This window comes from Burkholderia sp. AW33-5 (assembly GCF_053427615.1).
The window spans coordinates 50,227-63,757 of sequence record NZ_JBSAXA010000025.1 but is presented as its reverse complement, the minus strand read 5'-3'; the positions used below and the strand labels follow the sequence as shown (position 1 = coordinate 63,757).

Genomic DNA, 13,531 nt, shown 5'->3' with positions numbered 1-13,531 from the left:
TGTTATTTGTCTTCGACGCGCAAGATCGCGAGGAACGCCTCCTGCGGGATCTCGACCGAACCCACCTGCTTCATGCGTTTCTTACCTTCTTTCTGCTTCTCGAGCAGTTTCTTCTTTCGCGTGATGTCGCCGCCGTAGCACTTCGCGAGCACGTTCTTGCGAAGTGCCTTGATGTTCTCGCGCGCGACGATGTGCGCACCGATCGCCGCCTGGATCGCCACGTCGTACATCTGGCGCGGAATGATCTCGCGCATCTTCGCGGCCACTTCACGGCCGCGATACTGCGACTGCGAGCGGTGCACGATGATCGACAGCGCATCGACCTTGTCGCCGTTGATCAGCATGTCGACCTTCACGACGTCCGACGAACGGTATTCCTTGAACTCGTAGTCCATCGATGCATAGCCGCGCGACACCGACTTCAGGCGATCGAAGAAGTCGAGCACGATTTCGGCCATCGGGATTTCGTACGTGAGCTGCACCTGGCGGCCGTGATACTGCATGTTGATCTGCGAGCCGCGCTTCTGCTCGCACAGCGTGATCACGGACCCGACGTAGTCCTGCGGCATGTACAGGTTCACCGTGACGATCGGCTCGCGGACTTCCGCGATGCGGCCGGGCTCCGGCATCTTCGCCGGGTTCTCGACCATGATCGTCGAGCCGTCGCTCTGCACGACCTCGTAGACGACCGTCGGTGCGGTCGTGATGAGGTCCATGTCGAACTCGCGCTCGAGCCGCTCCTGCACAATTTCCATGTGCAGCAACCCGAGGAAGCCGCAGCGGAAACCGAAACCGAGTGCCTGCGACACTTCCGGCTCGTACTGCAGCGACGCATCGTTGAGCTTCAGTTTCTCGAGCGATTCGCGCAGCGCGTCGTACTGGTTCGCCTCGACCGGATAGAGGCCCGCGAACACCTGCGGCTTCACTTCCTTGAAGCCCGGCAGCGGCTCGGCGGCGGCCTTGGTCGCGTGCGTGACGGTATCGCCGACCTTCGCGGCGGTCAGTTCCTTGATGCCGGCGATGATGAAGCCGACCTGCCCGGCCGACAGCGATTCGAGATTGCGCGACTTCGGCGTGAACACGCCGACGTGCTCGACCGGATACTGCGCGCCGGTCGCCATCATCTTGATCTTGTCCTTCGGACGCAGCGTGCCGTTGACGATGCGCACGAGCATCACGACGCCGACGTAGTTGTCGAACCACGAGTCGATGATCAGCGCCTGCAGCGGCGCGGCCGGATCGCCCTTCGGCGGCGGCACTTTCGCGATCAGCGCTTCGAGCACGTCCTCGACGCCGAGCCCCGTCTTCGCGCTGCAGCGCGTCGCGTCGGTCGCGTCGATGCCGATCACGTCCTCGATCTCCTCGATCGCGTTCTCGGGGTTCGCGGCCGGCAGGTCGATCTTGTTCAGCACCGGCACGACCTCGACGCCGAGCTCGATCGCCGTGTAGCAGTTCGCGACCGTCTGCGCCTCGACGCCCTGGCTGGCGTCGACCACGAGCAGCGCACCTTCGCACGCGGACAGCGAACGGCTGACTTCGTACGAGAAGTCGACGTGCCCCGGCGTATCGATCAGGTTGAGGTTGTAGACCTTGCCGTCGCGGGCGCGATAGGACAATGCCGCCGTCTGCGCCTTGATCGTGATGCCGCGTTCGCGCTCGATATCCATCGAGTCGAGCACCTGCGCTTCCATTTCACGGTCGGCGAGGCCGCCGCATACCTGGATGATGCGATCCGCGAGCGTCGACTTGCCATGGTCGATGTGCGCGATGATCGAGAAATTGCGAATATGATCCATTCAGTGCCGATCAAGCGAAAAAGGCGCGCTCGACGACTGCGGAGCACGCCTTGTAAGTCGGTGAAAAAACGGCTTATTTTAGCCGAAAAGGCCTTTGCCGGGCGGTAATTTGGGACGCCTGGTCGCGGACGCCCGGTCAGGACGGCCTGCCGGAGGCCTTGGCGGGCGGACTCGCACCGGCACCCCGCGCAGAGCGCGGCCGGCGACGGGGCCAGTTTCAGCGCCGCGTCGTCAGCGCGCCGCGCACCCTCGCCTCGTCGAACCGGTGGCGGCACACTTCCGTGCCGTCCAGCAACAGCACCGGCACGTCCTCGTCGTAACGGGCGACGAGTGCCGGATCGGCATCGATGTCGACGTAGTCGACGGCAACGCCGAATTCGGCCGCCACCGGCGCCAGCGCATCACGCATGTCGTCGCACAGGTGGCACCAGCCGCGGCCGTAGAGCGTGAACATCGGTGCGTTACTTCTGGATCGGGCGCGGGCGCACCGGCACGAACTGCGTATTGTCGCCGCGCCGCACGAGCACCGCGACCGCCTTCTGCGGATCGAGCTGCGCGGTCACGTCGGCGAACTGCTTCGCGCTCGTGATGTCGGTGTCGCCGACGCGCAGCACGATGTCGCCGCGCTGCAGGCCCGCCCGGGCCGCCGGGCCGTCGACGCCGTCGATCTGCACGCCGTTCTTCAGCTTCAGCGACTTCAGCTGGTCAGCCGAAAGGTCGCTGACCGTCAAGCCGAGTGAATTGGCCGGGCGCGGCTTCTGCGGCACATTCTTGCGCTGCTCGGCCTTCGCCGTCGTCTCCGCCGGCGTCTCGGCGATCGTGATCGGCACATCACGCGCCTGACCCTTGCGCCACACGCTGACGATCGCCTTGGTGCCCGGCTTCGTGTCGCCGACCATGCGTGGCAGATCCGACGCCGTATCGACCGACCGGCTGTTGAACTTCAGGATGATGTCACCCGGCTGGATGCCCGCCTTGTCGGCCGGACCACCCGGCTCGACGCTGCTGACGAGCGCGCCCTCCGCCTTCGGCAACCCGATCGAATCGGCCACCTCCTTCGTCACTTCGCCGATCGCCACCGCAATGCGGCCGCGCGTGACCTTGCCGGTCGCCTTCAGCTGGTCTGCCACGCGCATCGCCTCGTCGATCGGGATCGCGAACGAAATGCCCATGAAACCACCGGTGCGGCTGTAGATCTGCGAGTTGATGCCGATCACCTCGCCCTGCATGTTGATCAGCGGGCCGCCCGAGTTGCCGGGGTTCACCGCGACGTCGGTCTGGATGAACGGCAGGTAATCGCCCGTGTTGCGGCTCTTCGAACTCACGATGCCGGCCGTCACGGTGTTGTCGAGGCCGAACGGCGAGCCGATCGCGACGACCCACTCGCCGACGCGCACCTTGTTCGAATCGCCGATCGCGACGACCGGCAAGTTCGACGCCTGGATCTTGACGACCGCGACGTCCGTACGGTCGTCGACGCCAACCAGTTTCGCCTTGAATTCGCGCTTGTCGGTCAGCGTCACGTAGATGGTGTCCGCGTCGTCGACGACGTGCGCGTTGGTCATCACGTAGCCATCAGCCGACACGATGAAGCCCGAACCGACGCCGCGGTTCTGCTCGGTGTCGGGCGGATTGTCCGGCGCCGGCGCGTTCTTCGGGCTGCCATTGCCGTTGCCGCCACCGTTGCCGGGCGCCTGCGGCAGCGGAATGCCGAAGAAGCGCCGGAAGAATTCCGACATGTCGCCGTTATCGAAGCCCGGCGGGAGCACGCCACGTGGCCCGGGCGTCGGCACGTTCGCGGTGGTCCGGATGTTCACGACAGCCGGCCCGACCTTCTCGACCAGATCGGCGAAGTCGGGAAGGCTGGCTGCTGGAGGCGTGACAGCGGCCGCGGTTTGCGGGGCGAGCGGCAGGCAGGCAAACAGCACCGCCGCCGCGAGCACTTTGCGCAGCGTGAGTTTCGTCATGTCGGAAGCCGTAGCGTTACTTGGAAGCCTTGTATTCTATGGCAGACGCGAACTGCTGCAAGGTGGCCGGCGGCACTTCGCCGAGCACGGTGATCCAGTAGTCGCCGCGACGCCTCACGAGCACGTGGGTCGCGCCGGTGCTGCCCGCCCCTTCCTTGCGCGTGTTCTTTTCGGCCGGCTCGATGAAGACGGAGATCGTCGCGAGGCCGTCGGTGAAGACGGCCTGATCGACCGGAATCGGCGGATCGCCGGCGTCGCGCGCGGCCATCGGCCGGCGCACCTCGCGAATCTTCCGGAAGCCGGCGATGGTCGGTGCGATCTGCCAGCCCTGCGCTTCCATGTCGACCGTCGCGACCGGCGGGCGAACGACCGTCCAGCCGCTCAGGTTGCGCATGCCGGCCGCGATCGCGGATTTGTCGCCGACCGTGCCGCCCGTCTGCACTTGCGAAAACGCGACCTGCTCGAGCACGTGATCGCTCGCATCGAGCGTCTGCGAACGCAGCAGCAGCCCGGTGCGGGTGTCGGCCCACAGCTTGTACGTGAACCGGTACGCATCCTTCGGCACGAGTTCGACCACTTGCGCGTCGACCCCGGCCACCCGGTCCTTGCCGAGCAGCTTCGCGTCATAAACGGACATCACGTGCTCGCCGCCCGCGCCGAGCAGTGCAGGGAACGAATCGCGCGTCTGGCGGCGCTCGACCACGCACAACTTGCGCTCGGGGACGAACGTGTACAACTCGTCGTTGTGCCGCAGAACCTTGCGCGGCTTGCCGTCGAGCGACTCGATCCGCTCGAACTCGCCGTCGCGGGACGCCACGTGCGCGATGCGCGACGACTGGACATACCCGCCGCGCTGGTAGACGAACGTACCCTCGTAGCTCTGCTGCTGCGCCGCCTGCTGGATGCGATCGAGCCAATCCGCCGCACCCTTGCGGGTCGCGACGGGATCGTCCGGTTGCTGGGCGCTGGCTGGGAGGGATTGAACGGACAACAGGGCGGCTGCGCAAAGCAGGAGGGCCGGCAGCCGCTTCCATCCGGAGATGGCGTGATTCAACTGCAATGTCCGCATCGGGTTTATTGGCCTGGCGTGGTGGTCACGGCAGCGCGGATCAGCGGCATCGAGCCCGTGACGACGGGCTGCTGCGCGAATTGCTGATGCGCTTCAAGGTATTGGTCGAGACTTGCGTCGCGGATGATGTTGACGTCCTGCAGGCCCGGCTGCGCCGATGCCTGCGCAACCGTCACGCGCTGCAGGTTGCCGTTCTGCGGTGCGCCTGTCGACGCGACCTGGACGGCGCCCGGCGCACCGGCCGTCTGCATCTGCGGGACGACGATCCACGTCAGCGTGGCGGCCGCGGCGGCCACCGCGAACGCGGGCACGACACGCCGGCGCAGCGACAGCAGCTTGCGCGTGACCGGCGCGGCGGCCGGCGCGAGCAGGTGCGGCTCGCTTTCCAGCGCGGCCGACATGCGCGCGGTGAACGCGACGCTCAGCGCGGGCGACAGCGCGAGCTCGTCCGAGCGCAGCGCATCGCCGATCAGGTGGTAATGGGCCCACGCAGCGCGATCCGCGCGGTCGAGCTCAGCCAGAAACTGCCCGTGATCCGGGCCGTCGAACAGTTCACCGTCGACCAGAGCGGAAAGGCGCTCGCCGCGCGAGCACGCTTGCGACTGCGTATTGACCGACCCCATGATGCTCCCCATCTTGCACACACCCCGTCGTGACTTCACGACTCTATCCGTAACTAGACCCCGACCCGCGTCGTTGCGCCCGTCGCGCTTACCAGCGCTTGCCTTCGGGCGTATCGAGCAGCGGACGCAATTTCGCAGCGATTGCCTCGCGCGCCCGGAAGATCCGCGACCGGACCGTCCCGATCGGACAATCCATCATTTCCGCGATCTCTTCGTAGCTCAGGCCCTCGATCTCGCGCAGCGTGATCGCCTGACGCAGTTCTTCGGGCAGGACGGCCATTGCAGCGTTGACCGTCTCGGCAATCTGCTTGCTCATCAACATCGACTCAGGCGTGTTGATATCCCTTAGTTGGTCTGCGTCGGAGAAAGTTTCCGCTTCCTCGGCATCGGCCTCGGTGGAGGTCGGTGCCCGGCGGCCCTGCGTCGCAAGGTAGTTCTTCGCCGTATTGACGGCAATCCGGTACAACCACGTGTAGAACGCCGACTCGCCGCGAAATTGCGGCAGCGCACGATACGCCTTGATGAACGCGTCCTGGGCCACATCCTCGACCTCGGCGGGATCCCGCACGAGGCGCGAGATCAGCCGAATGATCTTGCGGTGGTATTTGGAGACCAGGAGTTCGAACGCCGCCTTGTCGCCTTTCTGTACGCGCTCGACCAGAGCCTGATCGATTTCTTTTTCACTCACCTGACAAATCCGTTAACTAGGGATGCAACGCGGAGCGTTATTGTAGCGTTCCGGCGCCGGCCGCTGGTTACGGTCGGTAACTGCGCCGCCGTCATGCCCGCCCCGCCGTGCCCGCGGTACGCGCCAGCACGGACAGCGCGCTGAACGACGCGGCGTCGAGCGCATCGGCCGGGATCAGCAGCGGCCGGGCACGCCGGGCGCCCTGCCCGACCGACAGCACGAGCAGCAGGCTGCTCCAGTGCGCATGGCCGGTCACGCGGCCCCGGGCGAGCAAGCGCCCGGTGCGGCCAAACGCCGCAATCTCCCCGAATGCATCGATCCGCAACTCGGCCGGCAGCCGACGGGCACAGGCCCGCGCGGCACACATGGCAAGCAGCGCTGCCGTCGCCGCGGACACGCACGCGCCGGCTGCGGCACCGGCCCGCGGCGCCCAGAACAGGTACGCGGACACGGCAGCCGCCGCGACGAACACGGCCAGCACGACATACGACACGGCCGAGGCCCGCAACGCAAAGCGCTGCGGACGCCCGGCAGGAGCATCGAATGGACTCGTCAAGCGATTCAGCGTCAGACGCGCTTGAACACCAGCGTGCCGTTGGTACCGCCGAAGCCGAAGTTGTTCTTCACGGCAACGTCGATCTTCATGTCACGCGCGGTGTTCGCGCAGTAATCGAGATCGCACTCGGGGTCCTGGTTGAAGATGTTGATGGTCGGCGGCGACACGTTGTTGTGCAGCGCCAGCACCGTGAACACCGACTCGAGGCCGCCCGCGCCACCCAGCAGGTGGCCCGTCATCGACTTCGTCGAGTTCACGACGAGCTTGTACGCGTGCTCGCCGAATGCCGCCTTCACCGCGTCGGACTCGTTCTTGTCGCCGAGCTGCGTCGATGTGCCGTGCGCGTTCAGGTACTGGACCTCGTCCGCGTTCACGCCAGCGTCGCGCAGCGCCGCAACCATGCAGCGGCGCGGACCGTCCATGTTCGGCGCGGTCATGTGGTACGCATCGCCCGTCATGCCGAAGCCCGAGACTTCCGCATAGATCTTCGCGCCGCGCGCCTTCGCCGCCTCGTACTCCTCGAGCACCATCACGCCCGCGCCCTCGCCCAGCACGAAACCGTCGCGATCCTTGTCCCACGGACGGGACGCCGTGGCCGGATCGTCGTTGCGGGTCGACAGCGCACGCGCGGCCGCGAAGCCGCCGATGCCGAGCGGCGACACCGTCGATTCGGCGCCGCCCGCGACCATCACGTCGGCGTCGCCGGCCTGGATCAGGCGCGCCGCGAGGCCGATGCTGTGCAGACCGGTCGTGCAGGCCGTCACGGCCGCGAGGTTCGGGCCCTTCAGGCCGAACATGATGCTCAGGTGACCCGAGATCATGTTGATGATCGAACCCGGCACGAAGAACGGCGAGATCCGGCGCGCGCCGCGATCGACGTAGGTCTGGTGCGTGTCTTCGATCATCGGCAGGCCGCCGATGCCGGAGCCGACCAGCACGCCGATGCGTTCCGCATTGGCTTCGTTCACTTCGAGGCCGCTGTCCCGGATTGCCTGGACGCCGGCTGCGATGCCGTAATGGATGAACGTATCCATGTTGCGGGCTTCCTTCGCCGGAATGTATTCCTCGGCGCTGAAACCCTTCACCTCGCCGGCGAAATGGCAGGCGAGGTTCGACGGATCGAACTTCGTGACGGTGGCGATGCCGGACTTGCCGGCGACGAGATTGGCCCAGCCGTCGGCAACATTATTGCCAACGGGCGAAATCAGCCCCAGGCCTGTAACGACAACACGACGGCGGCTCACGGTAACCTCTTTTCCATTGGATGACAAAAACAAAAGCCACAGTAGCCACAGGAACCAGCCCTGCGAGCCCTGTGGCTGTTAGTCCGTCCGGCGCGGTTGCCGGCAGGATGGCGCGTCAAACGCGAAGATCGCGGCGACGTGGCAGATAAGCGCGAAAGGCGCTTACGCCTTGACGTTTGCGCGAGCGTAGTCGATCGCTTGCTGAACGGTCGTGATCTTCTCTGCTTCTTCGTCCGGGATTTCCATGCCGAACTCGTCTTCGAGCGCCATCACCAGCTCGACCGTGTCGAGCGAGTCCGCGCCCAGATCGTTCACGAACGATGCTTCGTTCTTGATCTCGGCTTCTGCGACGCCCAGTTGCTCAGCGACGATCTTCTTGACACGTTGTTCGATGTTATCCATTACCCCTCCGAGGGAAAGTTCAGATTTACAAGTGCGCGCATTTTATCAGGTTTGCTGACGCCAAAACGCGCGTTGGCTTGATGGTCGATCAAGCGCCGATCCGCCTGAAAAACGGGATACGGCGCGGATGGTAAACGAAAATCGTTACGACATGTACATGCCGCCGTTCACGTGCAGCGTCGTGCCGGTGATGTAACCGGCCTGCGGCGATGCGAGGAACGCGACGGCATGGGCGATGTCTTCCGGGCTGCCGAGGCGGCCGAGCGGAATCTGGGTCTTGAGCGCGGCCTGCTGTTCTTCCGGCAGCGTCTTCGTCATGTCGGTGTCGATGAAGCCCGGCGCGACGCAGTTCACCGTGATGCCACGGCTGCCGATCTCGCGCGCGAGCGCACGCGTCATGCCCGCGACGCCGGCCTTCGCGGCCGCGTAGTTGGCCTGGCCCGGGTTGCCGGCCGAGCCGACCACCGACGTGATGTTGATGATGCGGCCGCCGCGGGCCTTCATCATCGGACGCAGCACCGCACGCGACAGACGGAACACCGACTTCAGGTTGGTGTCGATCACCGCGTCCCAGTCCTCGTCCTTCATCCGCATCGCGAGCTGGTCCTGCGTGATGCCGGCGTTGTTGACGAGCACGTGGAGCGCGCCGAATTCCTTCACGGTCGCGTCGATCAGCGCTTCGGCCGCCGCCGCGTCGTTGACGTTCAGCACCGCGCCGCGGCCCGTCACGCCCGCTTCCGCGAACCCTGCGGTAATCGCGGCGGCGCCCGATTCGCTCGTCGCCGTGCCGATCACCGTCGCGCCCTGGCGCGCGAGTTCGAGCGCGATCGCCCGGCCGATGCCGCGCGATGCGCCGGTCACGATCGCGACCTGTTTATCGAGAGTCTTTTCCATGAATCGAATATCCGTCTCTTGAGGAAAGGCGCCGCGTCAGGCGGTCGCCAGCTTCAGTGCTTCGTCGAGCGAAGCCGGATCGAACACCGATGCGCCGACCAGGTTGCCGTCGATGCGCTTCGTCAGCCCTGCCAGCACCTTGCCCGGACCACACTCGATCACGTGCGTGACGCCCGTGCCCGCGATGTGCTGCACGCATTCGACCCAGCGCACCGGACCAGCGGCCTGGCGCACCAGCGCGTCCTTGATCGCGGCCGGATCGCTGACCACCGCGACGTCGATGTTGTTGACGACCGGAATCTGCGGCGCCTTCACGTCGACGTTCGCGAGATAGTCGCGCAGCTGGTCCGACGCCGGCTTGAGCAGCGACGAATGGAACGGCGCCGACACCGGCAGCGGCAACGCGCGCTTCGCGCCCTTCGCCTTCGCGATCTCGCAGGCCTTCTCGACGGCCGCCTTCGCGCCCGCGATCACGACCTGCGCCGGCGCGTTGAAGTTCACGGCTTCGACGACGCCCGCTTGCGCGGCTTCGGCGCACACCGCGCGCACCGTGTCGTCATCGAGACCCAGGATCGCGGCCATGCCGCCCTCGCCGACCGGCACGGCCGTCTGCATCGCCTGCGCGCGGAAGCGCACGAGCGGCACCGCGTCCTTGAACGCGATCGCACCCGCGGCGACGAGCGCCGTGTACTCGCCGAGGCTGTGGCCCGCGACGATCGACGGTGCCGGGCCGCCGGCCTGCTGCCATGCGCGATAGCACGCGTAGGCGGCCGTCAGCATCACGGGCTGCGTGTTGGTGGTCAGATTCAGCTCTTCGGCCGGACCTTCGGCGATCAGCTTGCCGATATCCTGATTGAGTGCATCGGATGCTTCCTGGACCGTCTCGCGCACGACGGCCAGATCGGCGAATGCGTTGAGCATGCCGACCGACTGCGAGCCCTGCCCCGGAAAAACGAATGCAAATTTCATATCGTCCCCAATTGAATCGATTCGGACGGCGCGCGCGAACGGCGCGCCGGTTCGGGATCCGCGCGCAGCAATTGCGCGCCGCGGATCAGTAGCGGAAGACGGATGCGCCCCACGTGAAGCCACCGCCGACGCCTTCGATCAGCACGTGCTGACCGCGCTGGATGCGGCCGTCGCGCACCGCGGTGTCGAGTGCCAGCGGGATCGACGCAGCCGACGTGTTGCCGTGCTGGTCGACCGTCACGACCATGCGCTCCTGCGGCAGGCCGAGCTTGCGGCAGGTGCTGGTCATGATGCGGATGTTCGCCTGATGCGGGATCAGCCAGTCGACCTGCTCGGGCGCGAGATTCGCCTTGGCAAGCGCCTCGATCGCGACCTTTTCGAGCACGTTGACCGCGAGCTTGAACACGGCCTGCCCGTCCATGTACAGGAACGCGCTGCCGTCGATCACGCCGCGATTGACGTTGCCCGGCGTGCAGAGGATGTTCGAATAGCTGCCGTCCGCGTGCAGCGCGCTGCCGAGCACGCCCGGCTCTTCCGATGCGGACAGGATCACCGCGCCCGCGCCGTCGCCGAACAGCACGCAGGTCGTGCGGTCCTTGAAATCGAGAATGCGCGAGAACGTCTCCGCGCCGACGATGAGCGCCGTGCGGTGCTGGCCGCTGCGGATGAAGCTGTCGGCCGTCGCCATCGCATACGCGAAGCCCGAGCACACGGCCTGCACGTCGAATGCCGCGCCGCCGTTCTTGATGCCGAGCTTGTTCTGCAGCAGGCACGCCGTGCTGGGGAACACGAAATCGGGGGTCGAAGTCGCGACGATGATCAGGTCGATCGACTGCGGATCGATGTCGGCCGCCTCGATCGCACGACGCGACGCTTCGAGCGCGAGATCGCTCGTCGTGACGTTCGGTGCGGCGAAGTGACGCGCATGGATGCCCGTGCGCGCAACGATCCACTCATCGCTCGTCTCGATGCCTTCCTTCGCGAGTCGATCGGCGAGCTGCTGGTTCGTGACGCGGTCGGGCGGCAGGTAGCTGCCCGTGCCGAGCACGCGGGAATAGAGAGTCGATTGGGCCATTTATGCTTTAGAGGATTGCGCAGCGGAAGGTTCGGCGTGATGGCCTGCGGCCGGGCTCGTCTGGCCCGCGCCGCCCGCGTCGTGTTCGCCGTCGCCGAGCGACACCGAATTGTCCGCCATCGCGCGCGCGAGGCGCTCCAGCACGCCGTTTTTGACGGCATCATACCCGCGTTTGATCGCCCACTCAAACGCGTAGGCATCGGCCGAACCGTGGCTTTTGATCACGAGGCTTTTCAGCCCCAGCAGCGCCGCACCGTTGTACTGGCGGTGATCGACGCGCTTCTTGAAACGCATCAGCACCGGCAGCGCAAGCAGCGCCATCAGCTTCGACATCAGCGAACGGCCGAACTCCTCGCGGATGATGTCGGACAGCATCTGCGCGAGCCCTTCGGACGTCTTGAGCGCGACGTTGCCGACGAAGCCGTCGCAGACGATCACGTCGACCGTGCCCTTGTAGATGTCGTTGCCTTCGACGTTGCCGCGGAAATTCAGCGTGCTGGCGCGCAGCAGTTCACCTGCGCGCTTGATCGTCTCGTTGCCCTTGATGACCTCTTCGCCGATGTTCAGCAGGCCGATCGTCGGACGCTCCTTGCCTTCGAGCGCGGCGACGAGCGCGTGCCCCATCTCCGCGAACTGCAGCAGATGCTGCGGCTCGCAGTCGACGTTCGCGCCGAGGTCCAGCATCATCGTGTAGCCGGTCGGATTCGGCAGCGCGAACGCGATCGCAGGCCGCTCGATGCCGGGCAGCGTCTTGAGCACATAACGGGAAACGGCCATCAGCGCGCCGGTGTTGCCGGCGGAGATACAGGCCTGGGCCGCGCCTTCCTTGACGTGGTTGAGCGCGACACGCATCGAAGAATCCTTCTTCTTGCGCAGCGCCACTTCGACAGGGTCGTCCATCGCCACGACTTCGGTGGCGGGCACGATGGTCAGCGCGGGATCGTCGAGGGCTTTCAGCTTTTTCAGCTGAGCGCGGATCGCGCTTTCGATGCCGACGAGCATCAGGTGCGCATCGGGATGCGCGCGGACGAACTTGACTGCCGCGGGAACGGTCACGGACGGGCCGTGGTCGCCTCCCATGCAATCGATTGTGAGCTTTACGGTCATGGAATGCGACGAATTTCAGGCACAAAAAAGCGGCAGTTGAATGCCGCCTTTTTGTTGAGCCAGGAAAGTGTCAAGCGAACCAGTTGTCACGCGAACGGCGATCGTAGCGCGCAACGCGTGACTTGACGCTTAGTCGTTCTTCGTCTTGACGACTTTCTTGCCGCGATAGTAGCCGTTCGGGCTGACGTGGTGACGCAGGTGCACTTCACCCGTGCTCGGCTCGACTGCCAGCGGCGCTGCCGTCAGGAAATCGTGCGAACGATGCATGCCGCGCTTCGACGGCGACTTCTTGTTTTGCTGGACTGCCATGACTAACTCCTAAATAATTTTCCGGATTCTAACACAGCCCGATCCGGCGCTTAACTACCCTGGCCCAAAGCCCTTACGCCTTCCCGCGCCACAACTGCTTAGTGTTTCTTGCCGCCGTCCCCGTCCTTCTTCAGCGCTTCCAGCGCCGCGAACGGATTCGGCCGTTTGCCTTCGTCCTCGTCTTCTGCGGACTCGTCGTCCGCGTCTTCCGAAGGACCGCTCGCACCCGACACGAGGCTTTCGTGAACTGCCGGGCAAACCTCGTGCTTGGGCACGAGCGGCAACGAAAGCAGCAACTCCTCTTCGATCAAGTCGACGAGATCGAACTGGCGTGAGCCCACGATCACATCGGCTTCATCGTCGTCGAGCGGAAATTCTTCAGCTTCTTCTTCGGTCGCAACGACCCGGTACGTCATGTCAACGTCGAACGTCTGGTCGTACGGGGTCATGCAGCGCTGGCACGTGAGCCACGCATGGCCGTGCACCGCGAGGCGCAGATACGGCTGCTGCCCATCGGCGCCGTCGTCCTGCAACTCCTTCTGGGTGAACCCTTCGGCCTGCCACGTGAAGACCGTGTCGCGATCGGGCGCGTCCACCGGCACTTCGTTCAGCATGCGCGGCAGCTGCGACAGGCGCACGGCACCCGCTGCCTGCCGCCCGCTGCGGGCGAATTCGAACAGGTCGACCGCGTGCGGATCAAGCGACGCCGCAGGTTTGCCAGAAGAAGTGTTCATGTTGCGCTCCTGCCTACAGGCTGACTTGCGGGATCCGGCTTGCTGGCGCCGCACATTCGGCGCCGCGCACGTGCGCGATCTACGCCGCGTACGATTAC

General features: G+C 65.5%; 15 protein-coding genes. All 15 read right to left on the bottom strand.

All coding sequences use genetic code 11. The annotated features are described in order from the left end of the window. Positions 1-2 precede the first annotated feature (2 nt). The 15 genes from lepA to ACV22V_RS27645 all read right to left on the bottom strand — a co-directional run bounded on the left by lepA (position 3) and on the right by ACV22V_RS27645 (position 13,433). A complete protein-coding gene (gene lepA, locus ACV22V_RS27715; protein ID WP_021159691.1) occupies positions 3-1,796 on the bottom strand; it encodes a translation elongation factor 4 in 1,794 nt (597 codons plus the stop codon). 217 nt (positions 1,797-2,013) lie between these two features. Then, positions 2,014-2,250 (bottom strand): glutaredoxin family protein, encoded by a 237-nt coding sequence (locus tag ACV22V_RS27710; RefSeq protein WP_223963164.1) that lies wholly within the window; start codon positions 2,248-2,250, stop codon positions 2,014-2,016. Between the two features lie 7 nt (positions 2,251-2,257). Then, positions 2,258-3,763 carry a DegQ family serine endoprotease gene (locus ACV22V_RS27705; RefSeq protein WP_448016087.1) on the bottom strand — a complete coding sequence of 502 codons (1,506 nt, stop codon included), beginning with the start codon at positions 3,761-3,763 and terminating at the stop codon, positions 2,258-2,260. A gap of 16 nt (positions 3,764-3,779) precedes the next feature. Continuing rightward, a complete protein-coding gene (locus ACV22V_RS27700; protein ID WP_448016086.1) occupies positions 3,780-4,832 on the bottom strand; it encodes a MucB/RseB C-terminal domain-containing protein in 1,053 nt (350 codons plus the stop codon). Between the two features lie 5 nt (positions 4,833-4,837). Further along, positions 4,838-5,455, bottom strand: a complete 618-nt coding sequence (locus tag ACV22V_RS27695) for a sigma-E factor negative regulatory protein (protein WP_059702487.1) — start codon at positions 5,453-5,455, stop codon at positions 4,838-4,840. An 88-nt stretch (positions 5,456-5,543) separates the two neighbouring features. After that, positions 5,544-6,143: an RNA polymerase sigma factor RpoE gene (gene rpoE / locus ACV22V_RS27690; RefSeq protein WP_006752490.1), complete on the bottom strand. Its 600-nt coding sequence runs from the start codon at positions 6,141-6,143 to the stop codon at positions 5,544-5,546. Positions 6,144-6,234: 91 nt separating this feature from the next. Then, positions 6,235-6,699 (bottom strand): protein YgfX, encoded by a 465-nt coding sequence (locus ACV22V_RS27685; RefSeq protein ID WP_059691083.1) that lies wholly within the window; start codon positions 6,697-6,699, stop codon positions 6,235-6,237. 11 nt (positions 6,700-6,710) lie between these two features. After that, the gene (gene fabF, locus ACV22V_RS27680; protein ID WP_059691082.1) at positions 6,711-7,943 is read right to left on the bottom strand and encodes a beta-ketoacyl-ACP synthase II; all 1,233 of its coding nucleotides are present in this window, start codon (positions 7,941-7,943) and stop codon (positions 6,711-6,713) included. 162 nt (positions 7,944-8,105) lie between these two features. Next, complete coding sequence (gene acpP, locus ACV22V_RS27675) at positions 8,106-8,345, bottom strand: acyl carrier protein (protein WP_004197638.1); 240 nt, start codon at positions 8,343-8,345, stop codon at positions 8,106-8,108. Positions 8,346-8,489: 144 nt separating this feature from the next. Further along, positions 8,490-9,239 (bottom strand): 3-oxoacyl-ACP reductase FabG, encoded by a 750-nt coding sequence (gene fabG / locus ACV22V_RS27670; protein WP_059523729.1) that lies wholly within the window; start codon positions 9,237-9,239, stop codon positions 8,490-8,492. A gap of 36 nt (positions 9,240-9,275) precedes the next feature. After that, on the bottom strand, positions 9,276-10,208 hold the full coding sequence (gene fabD / locus ACV22V_RS27665; RefSeq protein WP_448016085.1) for an ACP S-malonyltransferase: 933 nt from the start codon (positions 10,206-10,208) through the stop codon (positions 9,276-9,278). Positions 10,209-10,293: 85 nt separating this feature from the next. Next, positions 10,294-11,283, bottom strand: a complete 990-nt coding sequence (locus tag ACV22V_RS27660) for a beta-ketoacyl-ACP synthase III (RefSeq protein WP_059816060.1) — start codon at positions 11,281-11,283, stop codon at positions 10,294-10,296. Further along, positions 11,284-12,390: a phosphate acyltransferase PlsX gene (gene plsX / locus ACV22V_RS27655; RefSeq protein WP_057928056.1), complete on the bottom strand. Its 1,107-nt coding sequence runs from the start codon at positions 12,388-12,390 to the stop codon at positions 11,284-11,286. Between the two features lie 129 nt (positions 12,391-12,519). After that, positions 12,520-12,699: a 50S ribosomal protein L32 gene (rpmF, locus tag ACV22V_RS27650; RefSeq protein WP_006051932.1), complete on the bottom strand. Its 180-nt coding sequence runs from the start codon at positions 12,697-12,699 to the stop codon at positions 12,520-12,522. Between the two features lie 98 nt (positions 12,700-12,797). After that, complete coding sequence (locus ACV22V_RS27645) at positions 12,798-13,433, bottom strand: DUF177 domain-containing protein (RefSeq protein ID WP_448016099.1); 636 nt, start codon at positions 13,431-13,433, stop codon at positions 12,798-12,800. Positions 13,434-13,531 lie beyond the last annotated feature (98 nt).

Bases quoted from the DNA above. Each gene is read 5' to 3' on its own strand.
- lepA (WP_021159691.1), bottom strand. From the start codon at position 1,796: ATGGATCATATTCGCAATTTCTCGATCATCGCGCACATCGACCATGGC.
- ACV22V_RS27710 (WP_223963164.1), bottom strand. From the start codon at position 2,250: ATGTTCACGCTCTACGGCCGCGGCTGGTGCCACCTGTGCGACGACATG.
- ACV22V_RS27705 (WP_448016087.1), bottom strand. From the start codon at position 3,763: ATGACGAAACTCACGCTGCGCAAAGTGCTCGCGGCGGCGGTGCTGTTT.
- ACV22V_RS27700 (WP_448016086.1), bottom strand. From the start codon at position 4,832: ATGCGGACATTGCAGTTGAATCACGCCATCTCCGGATGGAAGCGGCTG.
- ACV22V_RS27695 (WP_059702487.1), bottom strand. From the start codon at position 5,455: ATGGGGTCGGTCAATACGCAGTCGCAAGCGTGCTCGCGCGGCGAGCGC.
- acpP (WP_004197638.1), bottom strand. From the start codon at position 8,345: ATGGATAACATCGAACAACGTGTCAAGAAGATCGTCGCTGAGCAACTG.
- fabG (WP_059523729.1), bottom strand. From the start codon at position 9,239: ATGGAAAAGACTCTCGATAAACAGGTCGCGATCGTGACCGGCGCATCG.
- fabD (WP_448016085.1), bottom strand. From the start codon at position 10,208: ATGAAATTTGCATTCGTTTTTCCGGGGCAGGGCTCGCAGTCGGTCGGC.
- ACV22V_RS27660 (WP_059816060.1), bottom strand. From the start codon at position 11,283: ATGGCCCAATCGACTCTCTATTCCCGCGTGCTCGGCACGGGCAGCTAC.
- plsX (WP_057928056.1), bottom strand. From the start codon at position 12,390: ATGACCGTAAAGCTCACAATCGATTGCATGGGAGGCGACCACGGCCCG.
- rpmF (WP_006051932.1), bottom strand. From the start codon at position 12,699: ATGGCAGTCCAGCAAAACAAGAAGTCGCCGTCGAAGCGCGGCATGCAT.
- ACV22V_RS27645 (WP_448016099.1), bottom strand. From the start codon at position 13,433: ATGAACACTTCTTCTGGCAAACCTGCGGCGTCGCTTGATCCGCACGCG.